The organism is Isoptericola sp. Y541 (genome assembly GCF_059445465.1).
In genome coordinates, this window is the sequence record NZ_JCAIUJ010000002.1 from 387263 (window position 1) to 401814 (window position 14552).

The window sequence follows — 14552 nt, forward strand, 5'->3', positions numbered from 1 at the left end:
GCGGAGGAGCAGGTCATGGAATGGTTGCCGATCGTCGCGGTCGTGGTCGTCGGGCTGATGGTGGGGGTGGAGCTGTCGGTCGCGTTCGTGATGAACCCGATCTTCGAGGGCCTGCCCGAGGACGCCGGGATCCTCGCCCGCGCCCACGGTGGCCGGATGCTCGGCCGCCTCATGCCGTTCTGGTACATCGGCTCGACGCTCCTGGTCGCCGGCACCGCGCTCGTCAGGCCCGACGCCGCGGCCCCCGCCTGGACCGCCGTCGGGCTGATGCTCGTCAGCGTGGTGCTGTCCGTCGCGCTGCTGGTCCCGATCAACAACCGGTCGAAGAACGTGACGCCCGAGACCGCGCCTGCCGACTACCAGGAGCAGAAGAGCCGGTGGGACCGCCTGCACCTGGTGCGCCTCGCCCTGATCGTCGCCGCGTTCGTGCTGGCGACCGTCGCCGCCGCGCGGTGACGGCCGCGCTCACGCCTCCAGCAGCACCGCCGACCCCTGACCGCCGCCGCCGCACAACGCGGCGACGCCCACGGACCCGGGCCCGACCTCCTGCAGCCGCCGGGCCAGGTGCCCCACGACCCGTGCTCCGGACGCCCCGATCGGGTGCCCCAGCGCGATGGCCCCGCCATGGGCGTTGACCAGCTCCGGGTCGAGCCCGAGCATGTCCGCCGACGCGAGCACCACGGCGGCGAACGCCTCGTTGATCTCGACGGCGGCGAGGTCGCGGGGCGCCAGGCCGGCCCGCTCGCAGGCCGCGGTGATCGCGTTGGCCGGCTGCGCGTGCAGGCCCACGTCCGGCCCCGCGACCAGCGCGTGCCCCCGCACCCGCACGCCGGTCAGGCCGCGCGCGGCGGCCACGTCGTCCGCGACGAGCACCAGCGCCGCGGCGCCGTCCGAGATCTGCGACGCGTTCCCCGCGGTGATCGTGCCCTCGGGGCGGAACGCCGGGCGCAGGCGGCCCAGGCCCTCGAGGGTCGAGTCGGGCCGCACGCCGTCGTCGGCGTCCACGGTCACCGACCCGCGGCGCCCCGGCACCTCCAACGGCACGATCTCCTCGGCCAGCAGCTCGGCCGCCTTCGCCGCCCGCGTGTGCGAGGCCGCGGCCAGGGCGTCCTGCGCCTCGCGCGTGTTCCACGCGGCGGCGGCCATGCTCTCCCCGTGCCGCTCGGTGCTCAGCCCCATCGAGTCGCGCTCGAACGCGTCGGTGAGGCCGTCGTGCGTCATCGTGTCGATCAGCTCCACCGGGCCGAACTTCTGCCCGGCCCGCGAGCCCACCCACGCGTGCGGGGCCAGCGTCATCGACTCCATGCCCACCACGGCCACCACCTGCGCCTCGCCGCCCGCGATCAGCCGGTGCGCCTGCACCACCGCCTCCGCCCCGGACAGGCAGACGGCGTTGAGCGTCACGGCCGGCACCGTCATCGGCACCCCCGCCCCGACGCCCGCCTGCCGGGCCGGATTCTGCCCGGCGCCGCCCTGCAGCACCTGACCGCCGATCACGACGTCCACCTCGCCCGGCTCGACGCCCGCCGCCGCCAGCGCCCCGGCGAGCGCGTGCGCGCCCAGCGCGGTGGCCGGCACTGCGGCGAACGCGCCGTTCGAGCGGACGAACGGCGTGCGGCGGTACCCCACGATCACGCTCATGATGGCTGCTCCCCTCGGTCGATGGTTGAGCTTGCGCCGTCCTGGGCCTGTCGAAGGGTCGAAACCCTGGTCTCGACAGGCTCGACCGGCAGGACGGACTCCTCCAGCTCCACGACCAGCTCCCCCTCGGTGGCCTCGCGCACCTCGTCGACGGTGACGCCGGGCGCGAGCCGCCGGAGCACGAACACGGCCTCGAGCCCGTGGTCCGTCACGTCCAGCACGGCCCGGTCGGTGACGACCCGGTCGACCACGCCCTCCCCCGTCAGCGGCAGGGTGCAGCGGCCGCGCAGCTTGGGCGTGCCGTCGCGGGCCACGTGGTCCATGAGCGCGACGATGCGCCGGGCGCCGACCACGAGGTCCATCGCGCCGCCCATCCCCTTGACGAGCTTGCCGGGCACGGTCCAGCTCGCGAGGTCGCCGGTGGCAGACACCTGCAACGCCCCCAGGATCGCGATGTCCACGTGCCCGCCGCGGATCATCGCGAACGAGTCGGCCGCGTCGAAGAAGCTCGCGCCCGGCATCGCGGTGACCGTCTGCTTGCCCGCGTTGATGAGGTCCGCGTCCTCCTCGCCCTCCACCGGGAACGGCCCGATGCCGAGCAGGCCGTTCTCGCTCTGCAGCGTGATCCCGACGCCGGGCGGCAGGTGGTTCGCCACCAGCGTCGGGATGCCGATGCCCAGGTTGACATAGTCGCCGTCGCGCAGCTCGGCCGCGGCGACCGCGGCCATCTGGTCGCGCGTCCAGGTCATGCCGCACCTCCATGCTCTACGCCGGTTGCGCTGGTCGAAACCCCTTCGCTGGTTGAGCCTGTCGAAACCCGGGTTTCGACAGGCTCAACCGGCGGGGTGGTCTCGACAGGCTCAGCCAGCGGGCGCACCGTGCGCTGCTCGATGTCCTTGACCCGCTCGCGCGCCAGCACCAGGCGGTTCGTGTAGATGCCGGGGGTCACCACGACGTCCGGGTCGATCGGCTCGTCGGTGATCTCCTCCGCCTCGACCACCGTCACGCGCCCCGCCGTCGCGATCACGGGGTTGAAGTTGCGTGCCGTGTACCGGTAGACGAGGTTGCCGAACCGGTCGGCCCGCCGGGCGTGCACCAGCGACAGATCGGCCACGATCGCCCGCTCCAGCACGTACCGACGGCCGTCGATCTCGTCCACGGGCTTGCCCTCGGCCACGGGTGTGCCCACGCCCGTCGGGGTGTAGAAGGCGGGGATGCCCGCACCGCCCGCCCGCAGGCGCTCGGCGAGCGTGCCCTGCGGCACGAACTCGACCTCGAGCTCGCCGTCCAGGTACTGCTGCGCGAACAGCTTGTTCTCCCCCACGTACGAGGCCAGCACCCTGCGCACCTGGTCGTTCTCCAGCAGGATCCCGAGCCCCTTGCCGTCCACGCCCATGTTGTTGGACACGATCGTCAGGTCCTTCACCCCGGAGTCGCGCACCGCCTCGATGAGGTCGTTCGGATTGCCGCTCAGGCCGAACCCGCCGACGGCGATCGTCATGCCGTCGTGCAGCAGGCCCTCCAGCGCGGCCACGGCGCTGGGCTGCAGCCGTGTCGTCATCGTGGTCCCCCATTCTCCTCGACAGTACTTCCGACGACAGTACTTCCGACCGCGGCGCTGTCGGGATCACCTTGGTGCTGGCCGACCCGTTCCGCGCGGCGCAGCACCGCCTCGGCGTGTCGCAGCAGCGGGGCGTCCACCATCTGCCCGCCCACCGTGAGCACGCCCGCGCCGGTGAACGCGCCGGCGCCGCCGACGCCCGGCAGCCACTCGAACGCTTCCGCCTGACCAGCCGCGGCGGCGAGCACCTCGCGCGCCCGCTCAATCTCGGCCTCCGACGGCGCGAAGGCCGCGCGCACCACCGGCACGTGGCTCGGGTGCACGCACAGCGAGGCGGCGAACCCGCTCGCCGCGGCGTCCTCGGCCTCGTCGCGCAGGCCCGCCAGGTCGTCCAGCTCGAGGTGGACGGCGTCGATCGCCGCCTTGCCGGCCGCGCCCGCCGCCAGCAGCACCGCGGACCGGGCGTGCCGCGCGACGTCCCGGTACCGGCCGTCCGCTCCCCGGCTCGACGTGCCGTGCAGCGACGCGACCAGGTCCTCCGCCCCCCACGCGAGCGCGACGACGTCGGGCCGGGCCGCGAGCGCCGGTGCGGCGAGCACACCCGCCGCCGTCTCGCACAGGGCGACGACGGCGTACGGGCGGCCGTCGGGCCCCACCAGTGGGCCGACGAACCGGCCGTCCGCCTTGGGCAGCATCACCGTGCGGTAGGGCGTGTGCGCGAGGGCGGCGAGGTCCGCGTCGTGGTCGGGCGTGCCGACGGCGTTCACCCGCACGATCACACGGTCGGGATCGAGTGACTGTTCCACCAGGGCCGCGCGGGCCGCGTCCTTGCGCCCCGCCGCGACCGCGTCCTCGAGGTCCAGGATCGCCGCGTCCGCGCGGTCCAGGGCCTTGGCATATCGGTCGGGCCGGTCGGCCGGGCAGAACAGCAGCGCCGGACCGAGGGCGAAGGGGAGGGGGTTCATGTCCCCCTCCGGACGTCGGTCCCAGCACCGTCACTGGTGCGCTCGCTCTCGTGCGCCTCGTGACCCTCGCGCGTCCACATCAGCACCGTGCGCACGGCGCGGGCGACGACCTCGCCGTCCTGGTTGCGCCCCACGTGCTCGAACGTGACGACGCCGGTGCCCGGCCGCGAGCGCGACGGCCGCCGGTCCGTCATCGTCGTCTCGCCGTACAGGGTGTCGCCGTGGAACATCGGGTGCGGGAACGCCACGTCCGTGAAGCCGAGGTTCGCCACGATCGTGCCGCGCGTCAGGTGCGCCACCGACAGCCCCACCAGCGTGGCCAGCGTGAGCATCGAGTTCACCAGCGGTTTGCCGAACGGCTGCGTCGCCGCCCACGCCGCGTCCAGGTGCAGCCCCTGCGGGTTCATCGTGACGGACGTGAACAGCACGTCGTCCGCCTCCGTCATCGTGCGCCCCGGCCGGTGCACGTACCGCACGTCCGGCTCCAGCTCGTCGGAGTACAGCCCGCGCTGCACCTCGTCACGCATCGCGCCCTTCCCTCCCCGTGCCGAACAGGCGGTTGACACCGCTATGACGGCCGTCGGCGCGCGATAACGGTGTCAACCGCCTGTTCGGCACCTGCCCGGGGGTCACGACGCGAGCCCCAGGTCGCGGGCGATGACCATGAGCTGCACCTCGGTGGTGCCCTCGCCCACCTCGAGGATCTTGGAGTCGCGGTAGTGCCGCGCCACCGGGTTCTCGTTGAGGAAGCCGTACCCGCCGAAGATCTGCGACGCGTCCCGGGCGTTGGCCATCGCCGCCTCGCCGCCCACGAGCTTCGCCACCGACGCCTCGGCCTTGAACGGCTTCCCGTGCACCTGCTTCAGCGCGGCGTCCATCCAGCACAGCCGTGCCGAGTGCACGCGCGCCTGCATGCGCGCCAGCGTGAACGCGATGTGCTGGTTGCTGCCGATGGCGCGGCCGAAGACGTGGCGCTCGCGCGAGTAGCGCAGCGCCTCCTCCAGGCAGCCCTGCGCGGCGCCCGTCGCGAGCGCGGCGAAGGCGATGCGGCCCTCGTCCAGCGCGCGCAGGAAGTTGGCGTAGCCACGGCCGCGCTCGCCCAGCAGGTGGGCGGCCGGGACGCGCACGCCCTCGAGCGTCAGCGGGTGCGTGTCGGAGGTGTGCCAGCCGACCTTGTCGTAGGCCGGGCCGACGGCGAAGCCCGGCGTGCCCGAGGGCACCAGGAACGACGACAGCTCCGGCTGGTCCGAACCGTCCGAGGCCGTCCGGCGTCCGGTCACGGCGGTGACGGTGACGACGCTGGTGATGGGCGTGCCGGAGTTCGTGATGAACTGCTTGGACCCGTCGATCACCCACTCGCCCGCGCCGTCGGGCCCCGCGCCCTCCTCGAGCCGTGCCGTGGTGCGCGTGGCCCCGGCGTCGGACCCGGCCTCCGCCTCGGTGAGCCCGAAGGCGGCGAGCGCCCTGCCGGCCATGAGGTCGGGCAGCCACTTCTGCTTCTGCGCGCCCGTGCCGTGCCGAAAAATCGGCATGATGCCCAGCCCGACGCCCGCTTCGAGCGTCACCGCGATCGACTGGTCCACCCGGGCCAGCGCCTCGACCGCGAGGCACAGCGACACGTAGTCCTTGCCCTGCCCGCCCACGTCCACCGGGAACGGCAGGCCGAACAGCCCGAGGTCGCCCATCTGGGCGATGATCTCCAGGGGCAGGCGACGCTCGGTGTCGTACCGGTATGCCGCGGGGGCCACCACCTCGTCGGCGAACTCGCGCACCACGGCGCTGAGCTTGCGCTGCTCGTCGGTGAGCACGGTGGACTGGGTCTCGCTGATCATGACGCTCCTCGGGTGGCGGGGTCAGCCTGGATAGGCGCGGCCGCCGCGGCGGGGTGTGCCGGGGCGGGGGCTGGTGTGGCGGGGTCGATCGCGGGCGGGTCGACGACCGCGACGACCTGGTCGAGCCGCACCTGGTCGCCGGGCCGCACGTCGAGCCGGACGACGCCGGCGACGGGTGCGAGCAGCGGGTGCTCCATCTTCATCGCCTCGACGACGACGACGGGCTGGCCGGCGGTCACGACGTCCCCGTCCGCGACGGGCACCACCGACACCGTGCCCGGCATCGAGACCCGCACGGGCGCGACCTGCGCCGCGCCGTCGTCGGCCGCGGGCACCTCGCGCGCGGCGCGTCGTCGCGCGGCCTGCGCGGCCCGGTCGAGCACGGTGAACGACGTCGTCCGTCCGTCGACGTGCACCCACACCGCTGGTGTCGTGGGTGGGCTCGTGGCCCGGTTCCGCCCGCCGGAGTGGGCAACGAGCCCATCCACGACACCGGCCAGGGGCCGGGTGAGGCCGCCGACGGTGAGCAGGAACCGGTCGTCACCCAGCGGGCGCAGCGAGGCGGAAGTGGGCTCGCCGTCGTCGGTCGTGACGACGGCGTCGTCCGGCGTCCCGACGACGGTCACCGCGTGCTCGGCGCCCGCCGCGTCGACGAGCAGCACGCGGCGTTGCGCGGCGGGAGCGTTGAGTCGCCACCCGTCGGCGGCGGCCCACGGTCCGGGGGTCGCGTCGCGCGACGTCGGGAGCATCAGCAGCGCGGCGGCCACCCGTCCGACGGTCGAGCTCGCGCCGTCCTGAGGCTGTCGAAGGATCGAAGCCCGGTTCCCGAACGCTCGAGGGGTCTCGACAGGCTCGACCAGCGAAGCGGTCTCGACCAGCGAAGCGGTCTCGACCAGCGAAGCGGTCTCGACCGGCTCGACCGGCGAGGCCGCGACGAAGCGGTCGATGAGGCCGGTGTCGAGGCGGCCGGCGCGCACGTCGTCGTCGGCCAGGAGGTCGCGCAGGAACCCGGCGTTGGTCTCGACGCCCAGCACGACGACGTCGGCCAGCAACCCGTCGAGCCGCCGGATCGCCTCGGCGCGCGTCGGCGCCCACGCGACAGCCTTGGCCAGCATCGGGTCGTAGTCGCCGGTGACCTCCGTGCCCGAGCGCAGCCCGCTGTCGAGCCGGAGCGGCGAGGCGCCCGGCCCGGCGAGCGCCCCGGCGTCGTCGTATGCGAGCACGCGCCCGGCCGCGGGCAGGAACCCGCGCGCGGGCGACTCCGCGTACAGCCGAGCCTCGACGGCGTGCCCGCGCAGGCGCACGTCCTCCTGCCGGATCGCGAGCCGCTCCCCCGCCGCGACGCGCAGCTGCTGCTCGACGAGGTCGAGGCCGGTGACCATCTCGGTGACGGGGTGCTCCACCTGCAGGCGGGTGTTCATCTCGATGAACCAGAACGACGACGGGTCGTCGGCGGGCACGAGCAGCTCCACGGTGCCCGCCCCGACGTACCCGACGGACCGGGCGACAGCGCACGCCGCCTCGCCGATCCGCGCGCGCGTCGCGTCGTCGACGGCGGGCGACGGCGCCTCCTCGACCACCTTCTGGTGCCGGCGCTGCAGCGTGCACTCGCGCTCGCCCAGGTGCACGACGGTGCCGTGGGCGTCGGCGAGCACCTGAACCTCCACGTGCCGCGGCCGCTCCACCAGCCTCTCCAGCAGCAGCCCGTCGTCGCCGAACGACGACGCCGCCACCCGCCGGGCCGAGGCGAGCGCGTCCGGGAGCTCGGCCGCCGCGCTCACGACGACCATCCCCTTGCCGCCGCCGCCCGCGACGGGCTTGACCAGCAGCGGGAACCCGACGCCGTCGGCCGCCGCGACCAGGGCGTCGTCGTCGAGCCCGTCCTCGAGCGTGCCGGGCAGCACGGGCACGCCGTGGTCGGCGACGAGCCGCTTGGCGGCGGCCTTGTCCGCCATCGTCTCCATCGCCCCGACCGGCGGCCCGACGAAGACGATCCCCGCCCGCTCGCACGCCAGGGCTAGGGCGGGATTCTCGGACAGGAAGCCGTAGCCGGGGTGGATCGCGTCGGCGCCGGTGGCGACGGCCGCCGCGACCACCGCCTCCACGTCCAGGTAGCCCCCGAGTCGGATTCGACCTGCTGCGGCGGGCGCCGGGCCGAGGCGCACGGCGACGTCCGCCTCGCGCACGTGCCGGGCGTCCGCGTCGACGTCGGAGTACACGGCGACGGACCGGATGCCGAGGCGGCGCAGCGTGCCGATCACGCGGCACGCGATCTCCCCGCGGTTGGCGACGAGCACGGCGGTGAACGGTCGGGTGGACATGCGCCTCACATCCGGAAGAGCCCGAAGCGGGGCTCGGTCGGGGCGGTCGTCGAGGACCCGCCCGGCAGCGGCGTGCGGGCGCACACGCCGAGGGCGAGCCCGAGCACGCGACGCGTGTCGAGCGGGTCGATGATGCCGTCGTCCCACAGGCGCGACGTCGCGTGGTACGGGTCGCCGGCGACCTCGTAGTCGTCGCGGATCGAGGCGCGGAAGGACTCCTCCTCGGCCGGGTCCCACTCCTCGTCGCGCCGGGCGAGCTGGTCGCGCTTCACGGTGGCGAGCACGGACGACGCCTGCGCGCCGCCCATCACGGAGATCCGCGAGCCGGGCCACGACCACAGGAACCGCGGCGAGTACGCCCGCCCGCACATCGCGTAGTTGCCGGCGCCGAACGATCCGCCCACGATCACGGTCAGCTTCGGCACCCGGGTGGTCGCGACGGCGGTGACCATCTTGGCGCCGTCCTTGGCGATGCCGCCCGCCTCGGCGTCCCGACCCACCATGAACCCCGAGATGTTCTGCAGGAACAGCAGCGGGATGCCGCGCTGGTCGCACAGCTCGATGAAGTGCGCGCCCTTGAGCGCCGACTCCCGGAACAGCACGCCCGCGTTGGCCAGGATCCCGACCGGGTGGCCGTGGATGCGCGCGAACCCCGTGACGAGCGTGCTGCCGTACTCGGCCTTGAACTCGTGCAGCTCGCTGCCGTCCACGAGCCGGGCGATCACCTCGCGCGGGTCGTACTGCTGCTGCACGTCGACTGGTACAGCGGCGTACAACCCCGCGGGATCGACGGCGGGCGCGACCGCGGGCGCGACGTCCCACGCCGGGTCGGGGTCCGGCGGCAGGGTGGAGACGATGTCGCGCACGATGTCGAGCGCGTGCTCGTCGTCCTCGGCCAGGTGGTCGACGACGCCGGACCGCTGCGCGTGCAGCTCGCCGCCGCCGAGCTCCTCGGCCGTCACGTCCTCGCCGATGGCCGCCTTCACCAGGGGCGGGCCGCCGAGGAAGATCGTGCCCTGGCCGCGCACGATGACGGTCTCGTCGCTCATCGCGGGCACGTACGCGCCCCCCGCGGTGCACGAGCCCAGCACCGCCGCGATCTGCGGGACCCGCTCCGCCGACAACCGCGCCTGGTGGTAGAAGATCCGGCCGAAGTGGTCCCGGTCGGGGAACACCTCGTCCTGCCGCGGTAGGAACGCGCCGCCCGAGTCCACCAGGTACACGCAGGGCAGCCGGTTCTCGAGCGCGATCTCCTGCGCCCGCAGGTGCTTCTTCACGGTGAGCGGGTGGTAGGTGCCGCCCTTGACGGTCGCGTCGTTGCAGACCACCATCACCTGCCGCCCGCTCACCTGCCCGATGCCGGCGATGACGCCGGCACCCGGCCACGCTCCGACCTCGCCCGGGCCGGCGGGCTGCCCTGAGCTTGCCGAAGGGTCTACCCCGTACGCCGCGAGCGGCGCGACCTCGAGGAACGGGCTGCCCTCGTCGAGCAGCCGCGCCACCCGGTCGCGCGGCAGCAGCTTGCCGCGCGACGTGTGCTGGTCCCGGGCGCGCTGCGTGCCGCCCTCGGCGGCGACGGCGGTGCGGTCGCGCAGCCGGTCCGCCAGCGCGCGCTGCGCCTCGTCGTTGGTGCGGGCGGCGTCGGCGCGGGGGTCGACGGCGGAGGCGAGGACGGTCATGCGCCCGCCACCCCGTCGGTTGAGCTTGCGTCGTCCTGAGCCTGTCGAAGGGTCGAAACCCGGGCCCCCGTGGACTCGACAGGCTCGACCGACGGCAGCAGCAGGGCAAGGCCCGGGTCGGCGAGCACCGCCCCCAGCTCGGCGAGGAACCGGGCGCCCTGCTCGCCGTCCACCACGCGGTGGTCGAGCGTGAGGCTGAGCGTCGTCACCTGGCGCAGCGCCAGCTCGCCGTCGTGCTCCCACGGGCGGCGGGCCACCTGGCCGAGCCCGAGGATGGCGGGCTCGCCCGGGTTGAGGATCGGCGTGCCGGAATCCACGCCGAACACGCCGATGTTCGTGATGGTCAGCGTGCCACCCACCAGGCGCTGGGGCGTCGTGCGCCCGGCCCGCGCCGTGGTGGTGAGCTCCATGAGCGCGGCGGCGAGCCCGGTGAGGGACAGCGTGTCCGCGGCGGGGACGTGCGGCACGACGAGCCCCCGGTCGGTGGCCACCGCGATCCCGAGGTTCACATGCGGGGGGCGCACGATCTCCGCCTCCCCATCCGCGCGGTCCACCCAACGGCTCGTGAGCGCGGGGTGCGCCGGCAGCAGCGCGCACACGGCCCGCGCCACGAGGGCGAGCACGGTGATCCGCTGCCCGCCCGCCATCGGGTGAGTCTTGAGGCGCGCCAGCAGCTCCATGCTCGCGGTGACGTCCACCGTGAGGAACACCGACGCCTGCGGCGCCGCCGCGCTCGCGACCATCGCCGCGGCCGTGCGCTTGCGGACCCCGCGCACCGGGGTGCGCGTCTCGCCGGACGGCGCGTTCGCCGTCGTCGTGCCCGTGCCCGTGCCCGACGGTGCGCCGGACGACGCCGCTTCGACGTCCTCCCGCGTGATGCGGCCGTGCGGTCCGCTGCCGTTGACCGCGGAGAGGTCGACGCCGCGCTGCCGAGCGAGCGTCCGCACCACCGGCGTCGAGCGCGGGCGTTCGCCCGTCCCCTCGCTGGTCGAGCTCGTCGAAACCCCGTTCGTGGTCTCGACAGGCTCGACCGACGAGGTGGTCCCGACAGGCTCGACCGACGAGGTGGTCCCGACAGGCTCGACCGACGAGGCGGCGGCGTACCGCCGCGGCCGTCGCGCCGGGCGTCCGGCGCGCTCCGGCCGGGCGCCGTACCCGACGAGGTTCGGCTCGGGCACATCCTCGCTGGTCGAGCTTGCCGAGACCCGGTTCGTGGTCTCGACAGGCTCGACCGACGAGGTGGTCCCGACACGCTCGACCGACGAGGTGCTCCCGACAGGCTCGACCGACGAGGTGGTCTCGACAGGCTCGACCGACGAGATGGTCCCGACAGACTCGACCGACGCCCCTTCCGACAGGTCGAAGGTGATCAGCGGTTCGCCGACCTCGACGGTCTGACCCTCCTCGGCGTGCAGCACCCGCACGACGCCGGCGCACGGCGACGGCAGCTCGACCAGCGCCTTGGCGGTCTCCACCTCCGCGATGACCTGGTTGAGCTGGACGGCGTCGCCGACGGCCACGCGCCACTCGACGACCTCCGACTCGGTCAGCCCCTCGCCCAGGTCCGGCAGCCTGAACTCGCGCATCGCCATCACGCTCCCACCGCCACGCCCGCGACGTCGCCCGCGGACGCCGGGACCCGCCCCAGCACGCAATCCACGCCGTCGAGCACGCGGTCGAGGTCCGGCACCTGGTTCCCCTCGAGCTTGGCGGGCGGGTACGGGATGTCGTAGCCGGTCACGCGCACGGGCGGCGCCTCGAGGTACTCGAAGCAGCGTTCGGTGGCCGTCGTCGCGATCTCGGCGCCGACGCCGGCCTCCCGCGGCCCCTCGTGCAGCACGACGAGCCGGCCGGTGCGCCGCACGGATGCGGCGATCGTGTCGTGGTCGATCGGCGACAGCGACCGCAGGTCGATCACCTCGACCGAGACGCCCTCGTCGGACGCCGCGACGGCCGCGTCGAGCGCCGTCGCCACGTGCGAGCCGAACGTCACGAGCGTCACGTCGTCCCCCGGTGAGACCACGCGCGCCGAGCCCATCGGGGCGACGTCGTCGAGCGGGAGGTGCGGGTCCACCTCGCCCTTGACGTGGTAACGCCGCTTGGGCTCGAAGAAGACGACGGGGTCGTCGCAGGCGATCGCCTGGCGCAGCATGGTGGCGGCGTCCTGCGGGTTCGCCACCGAGACCACCCGCAGCCCGGCCGTGTGCACGAAGTAGGCCTCGGGCGACTCCGAGTGGTGCTCCGCCGCACCGATGCCGCCGGCCACGGGGATCCGGATCGTGACGGGCAGCTTCACCGCCCCGTTGGTGCGCGCGTGCATCTTGGCGAGCTGGCTGACGATCTGGTCGAACGCGACGTACACGAAGCCGTCGAACTGGATCTCCACCACCGGCCGGTAGCCGCGGTACGCCAGCCCGATCGCGGTGCCGAGGATGGCGGACTCCGCGAGCGGCGTGTCCACCACGCGCCGCGCCCCGAACTCGGACTGCAGCCCGTCCGTCACGCGGTACACACCGCCGAGGCGGCCGATGTCCTCGCCGAGCAGCATGACGGTCGGGTCGTCGGTCATCGCCCGGCGCAGGCCAGCGCCCAGCGCCTTGGCGAGGGTGAGAGTCTGGGTGGTCATCGGTCGGCCCCCTGTCCGTTCGTGGCGGTCGTGGCGGTCGTGGCGGTCGTGGCGTCGGACACGTCGGCGAAGCCCGCGAGGTAGCGCGCGTGCTCCTCGCGCTGGGCGCGCACCGCGGTGTGCGGCTCCGTGTAGACGTGGTCGAAGACGCTCAGCGGCGGCGGGTCCTCGATGGCGATGCAGCCCTCCCGCAGCTCGGCGGCGACGGCGTCGGCGGCGTCGCGCACGCGGGCCTCGTCGTCGTCGGTCAGCAGGCCGCCGGAGCGCAGGTACGCCGCGAGGCGCGCGACCGGGTCGCGCTCGGCCCAGGCGTCGACCTCGGCGGCGTCGCGGTACCGGGTGGGGTCGTCGGCGGTGGTGTGCGGGCCCATCCGGTATGTCACGGCCTCGACGAAGGTGGGGCCGCCGCCGGTGCGCGCGCGGTGCAGCGCCTCGCGGGTCACGGCCAGCACGGCCAGCACGTCGTTGCCGTCCACCCGCACGCCCGGGACGCCGAACCCGGACGCCCGCTGCACCAGCGGCACAGCCGACTGCAGCGCCACCGGCTCGGAGATCGCCCACTGGTTGTTCTGGCAGAACAGCACGTACGGGATCTGCCAGGTGGCGGCGAAGACGAACGCCTCGTTGACGTCGCCCTGGCTCATCGCGCCGTCGCCGACGTAGGTGACCACGGCGGGCGTGCCGTCGTCACCCGGGACGACGACGCCGCGCTCGACGTCGGCCTGGATCCCCAGCGCGTAGCCCACCCCGTGCAGGGCCTGCGCACCGATGATGACCTGCGGCGTCGCCATGCCCGCGGTGTACGGGTCCCAGCCGGAGGCGGTGACGCCGCGCCACACGCGCAGCAGCTCCACCGGCGTCACCCCGCGTGCCCGCGCGACGGCGTGCTCGCGGTAGCTGGAGAACACGAAGTCGTCATCGCGCATCGCCCGGGCCGAGCCCACCTGCGCCGCCTCCTGGCCCAGCAGCGGCGGCCACAGCGCGAGCTCGCCCTGCCGCTGCAGCGCCGTCGCCTCGGCGTCGATGCGCCGCGCGACGACCATGTCCTCGTACAGGCCGAGCAGCGTCGCGCGCGCCCCGTCCGAGCCGTCGTCGACGTCGGTCAGCCAGCGGTCCAGCCCCGGGTCGGGGTGCCGCACGCCCTTCTGGTCGAGCAGCCGGACCGCGCCGGCCATGACCGCGCCGGCGGTGCTCGTCGTGCTGTCGGTGCTGTTGCTCGTCGTGTCGTCCGTCGTACCGGACGCCGTCTCGGTCCGCGCTCCGCCCGCTCGTGACAGGTCGTCGCGGGACGTCGAACCCATGGTGCTGGGCATCGTCGCCTCACCTCGCGTGTCCCCGGCCGCTCCGCGTCGAGCGCCGGATACCGCGAACGTAGCGCCGCTCACAGGCCGCGACCACCACCTTCGCCCGCACTGCGCAGAGTGCTCAGCCTGCCCCCGCTACGCTGGTCGATGTGCGCAGCTACGACGCCGTGGACCTGAGCCTTCTGTCGGCCCTCGCCCAGGACCCGAGGGCCACCATCGCCGCCCTCGCGGAGCGCCTACGCCTGTCCCGGAACACCGTGCACGCGCGGCTGGCCCGGCTCGAGGAGGCCGGCGCGTTCCTCGACTTCGACCGGCGCATCGACCCGCAGTTCCTCGGCCACCCGCTCACTGCGTTCCTCGAGGTCGAGGTGCGGCAGAAGGAGCTCGGACGCATCGTCGACGCGCTGGCCCAGATTCCCGAGGTGGTGCAGGCGTTCGGCCGCAGCGGTACCGCCGACCTGCGCGTGCAGGTGGTGTGCCGGGACACCGACCACCTGTTCCGCATCGACGCCGCCATCCTCGCCGTCGACGGCGTGGAGCGCACCGAGACGTCGCTGTCCATGGGCGAGCTCATCCCTTTCCGCATCCAGCCGCTCATCGACCAGGCGCGCCGGGGGCTCTGA

General features: G+C 74.2%; 13 protein-coding genes. 2 read left to right on the plus strand and 11 right to left on the minus strand.

Translation table 11 applies throughout. From position 1 onward, the window contains the following. Positions 1-15 precede the first annotated feature (15 nt). Complete coding sequence (locus AC1C2V_RS06570; protein ID WP_495388780.1) at positions 16-456, plus strand: anthrone oxygenase family protein; 441 nt, start codon at positions 16-18, stop codon at positions 454-456. A 9-nt stretch (positions 457-465) separates the two neighbouring features. Here AC1C2V_RS06570 and AC1C2V_RS06575 read toward each other — a convergent pair whose 3' ends face one another. The 11 genes from AC1C2V_RS06575 to pdhA all read right to left on the minus strand — a co-directional run bounded on the left by AC1C2V_RS06575 (position 466) and on the right by pdhA (position 13938). Further along, entirely contained in the window at positions 466-1641 is a 1176-nt protein-coding gene (locus AC1C2V_RS06575) for an acetyl-CoA C-acyltransferase (RefSeq protein ID WP_495388781.1), read from the minus strand. Continuing rightward, complete coding sequence (locus tag AC1C2V_RS06580) at positions 1638-2390, minus strand: 3-oxoacid CoA-transferase subunit B (RefSeq protein WP_495388782.1); 753 nt, start codon at positions 2388-2390, stop codon at positions 1638-1640. Before AC1C2V_RS06580 ends, AC1C2V_RS06575 begins: the two co-directional genes overlap by 4 nt. After that, positions 2387-3202, minus strand: coding sequence for a CoA transferase subunit A (locus tag AC1C2V_RS06585; RefSeq protein WP_495388783.1), 816 nt, complete (start codon positions 3200-3202; stop codon positions 2387-2389). Before AC1C2V_RS06585 ends, AC1C2V_RS06580 begins: the two co-directional genes overlap by 4 nt. Continuing rightward, the gene (locus tag AC1C2V_RS06590; protein ID WP_495388784.1) at positions 3199-4167 is read right to left on the minus strand and encodes an HpcH/HpaI aldolase/citrate lyase family protein; all 969 of its coding nucleotides are present in this window, start codon (positions 4165-4167) and stop codon (positions 3199-3201) included. The genes AC1C2V_RS06585 and AC1C2V_RS06590 overlap by 4 nt, the downstream gene beginning before the upstream one ends. After that, positions 4164-4694 (minus strand): MaoC family dehydratase, encoded by a 531-nt coding sequence (locus AC1C2V_RS06595; RefSeq protein ID WP_495388785.1) that lies wholly within the window; start codon positions 4692-4694, stop codon positions 4164-4166. The genes AC1C2V_RS06590 and AC1C2V_RS06595 overlap by 4 nt, the downstream gene beginning before the upstream one ends. A gap of 102 nt (positions 4695-4796) precedes the next feature. After that, entirely contained in the window at positions 4797-5999 is a 1203-nt protein-coding gene (locus tag AC1C2V_RS06600) for an acyl-CoA dehydrogenase family protein (protein WP_495388786.1), read from the minus strand. Continuing rightward, positions 5996-8320, minus strand: a complete 2325-nt coding sequence (locus tag AC1C2V_RS06605) for an acetyl/propionyl/methylcrotonyl-CoA carboxylase subunit alpha (RefSeq protein ID WP_495388787.1) — start codon at positions 8318-8320, stop codon at positions 5996-5998. Before AC1C2V_RS06605 ends, AC1C2V_RS06600 begins: the two co-directional genes overlap by 4 nt. 5 nt (positions 8321-8325) lie before the next feature. Beyond that, positions 8326-9999 (minus strand): carboxyl transferase domain-containing protein, encoded by a 1674-nt coding sequence (locus AC1C2V_RS06610; RefSeq protein ID WP_495388788.1) that lies wholly within the window; start codon positions 9997-9999, stop codon positions 8326-8328. After that, positions 9996-11591, minus strand: coding sequence for a dihydrolipoamide acetyltransferase family protein (locus AC1C2V_RS06615; protein WP_495388789.1), 1596 nt, complete (start codon positions 11589-11591; stop codon positions 9996-9998). Before AC1C2V_RS06615 ends, AC1C2V_RS06610 begins: the two co-directional genes overlap by 4 nt. Next, complete coding sequence (locus AC1C2V_RS06620; protein ID WP_495388790.1) at positions 11591-12625, minus strand: alpha-ketoacid dehydrogenase subunit beta; 1035 nt, start codon at positions 12623-12625, stop codon at positions 11591-11593. Before AC1C2V_RS06620 ends, AC1C2V_RS06615 begins: the two co-directional genes overlap by 1 nt. Then, positions 12622-13938 carry a pyruvate dehydrogenase (acetyl-transferring) E1 component subunit alpha gene (gene pdhA, locus AC1C2V_RS06625; RefSeq protein ID WP_495388791.1) on the minus strand — a complete coding sequence of 439 codons (1317 nt, stop codon included), beginning with the start codon at positions 13936-13938 and terminating at the stop codon, positions 12622-12624. The genes AC1C2V_RS06620 and pdhA overlap by 4 nt, the downstream gene beginning before the upstream one ends. Positions 13939-14078: 140 nt before the next feature. On the opposite strand from pdhA, the gene AC1C2V_RS06630 reads away from it, so the two are divergent. Beyond that, positions 14079-14552, plus strand: a complete 474-nt coding sequence (locus tag AC1C2V_RS06630) for an Lrp/AsnC family transcriptional regulator (RefSeq protein ID WP_495388792.1) — start codon at positions 14079-14081, stop codon at positions 14550-14552.

Coding starts and splice junctions, on each gene's coding strand:
- AC1C2V_RS06570 (WP_495388780.1), top strand. CDS start 16: ATGGAATGGTTGCCGATCGTCGCGGTCGTGGTCGTCGGGCTGATGGTG.
- AC1C2V_RS06575 (WP_495388781.1), bottom strand. CDS start 1,641: ATGAGCGTGATCGTGGGGTACCGCCGCACGCCGTTCGTCCGCTCGAAC.
- AC1C2V_RS06580 (WP_495388782.1), bottom strand. CDS start 2,390: ATGACCTGGACGCGCGACCAGATGGCCGCGGTCGCCGCGGCCGAGCTG.
- AC1C2V_RS06585 (WP_495388783.1), bottom strand. CDS start 3,202: ATGACGACACGGCTGCAGCCCAGCGCCGTGGCCGCGCTGGAGGGCCTG.
- AC1C2V_RS06590 (WP_495388784.1), bottom strand. CDS start 4,167: ATGAACCCCCTCCCCTTCGCCCTCGGTCCGGCGCTGCTGTTCTGCCCG.
- AC1C2V_RS06595 (WP_495388785.1), bottom strand. CDS start 4,694: ATGCGTGACGAGGTGCAGCGCGGGCTGTACTCCGACGAGCTGGAGCCG.
- AC1C2V_RS06600 (WP_495388786.1), bottom strand. CDS start 5,999: ATGATCAGCGAGACCCAGTCCACCGTGCTCACCGACGAGCAGCGCAAG.
- AC1C2V_RS06605 (WP_495388787.1), bottom strand. CDS start 8,320: ATGTCCACCCGACCGTTCACCGCCGTGCTCGTCGCCAACCGCGGGGAG.
- AC1C2V_RS06610 (WP_495388788.1), bottom strand. CDS start 9,999: ATGACCGTCCTCGCCTCCGCCGTCGACCCCCGCGCCGACGCCGCCCGC.
- AC1C2V_RS06615 (WP_495388789.1), bottom strand. CDS start 11,591: ATGGCGATGCGCGAGTTCAGGCTGCCGGACCTGGGCGAGGGGCTGACC.
- AC1C2V_RS06620 (WP_495388790.1), bottom strand. CDS start 12,625: ATGACCACCCAGACTCTCACCCTCGCCAAGGCGCTGGGCGCTGGCCTG.
- pdhA (WP_495388791.1), bottom strand. CDS start 13,938: ATGCCCAGCACCATGGGTTCGACGTCCCGCGACGACCTGTCACGAGCG.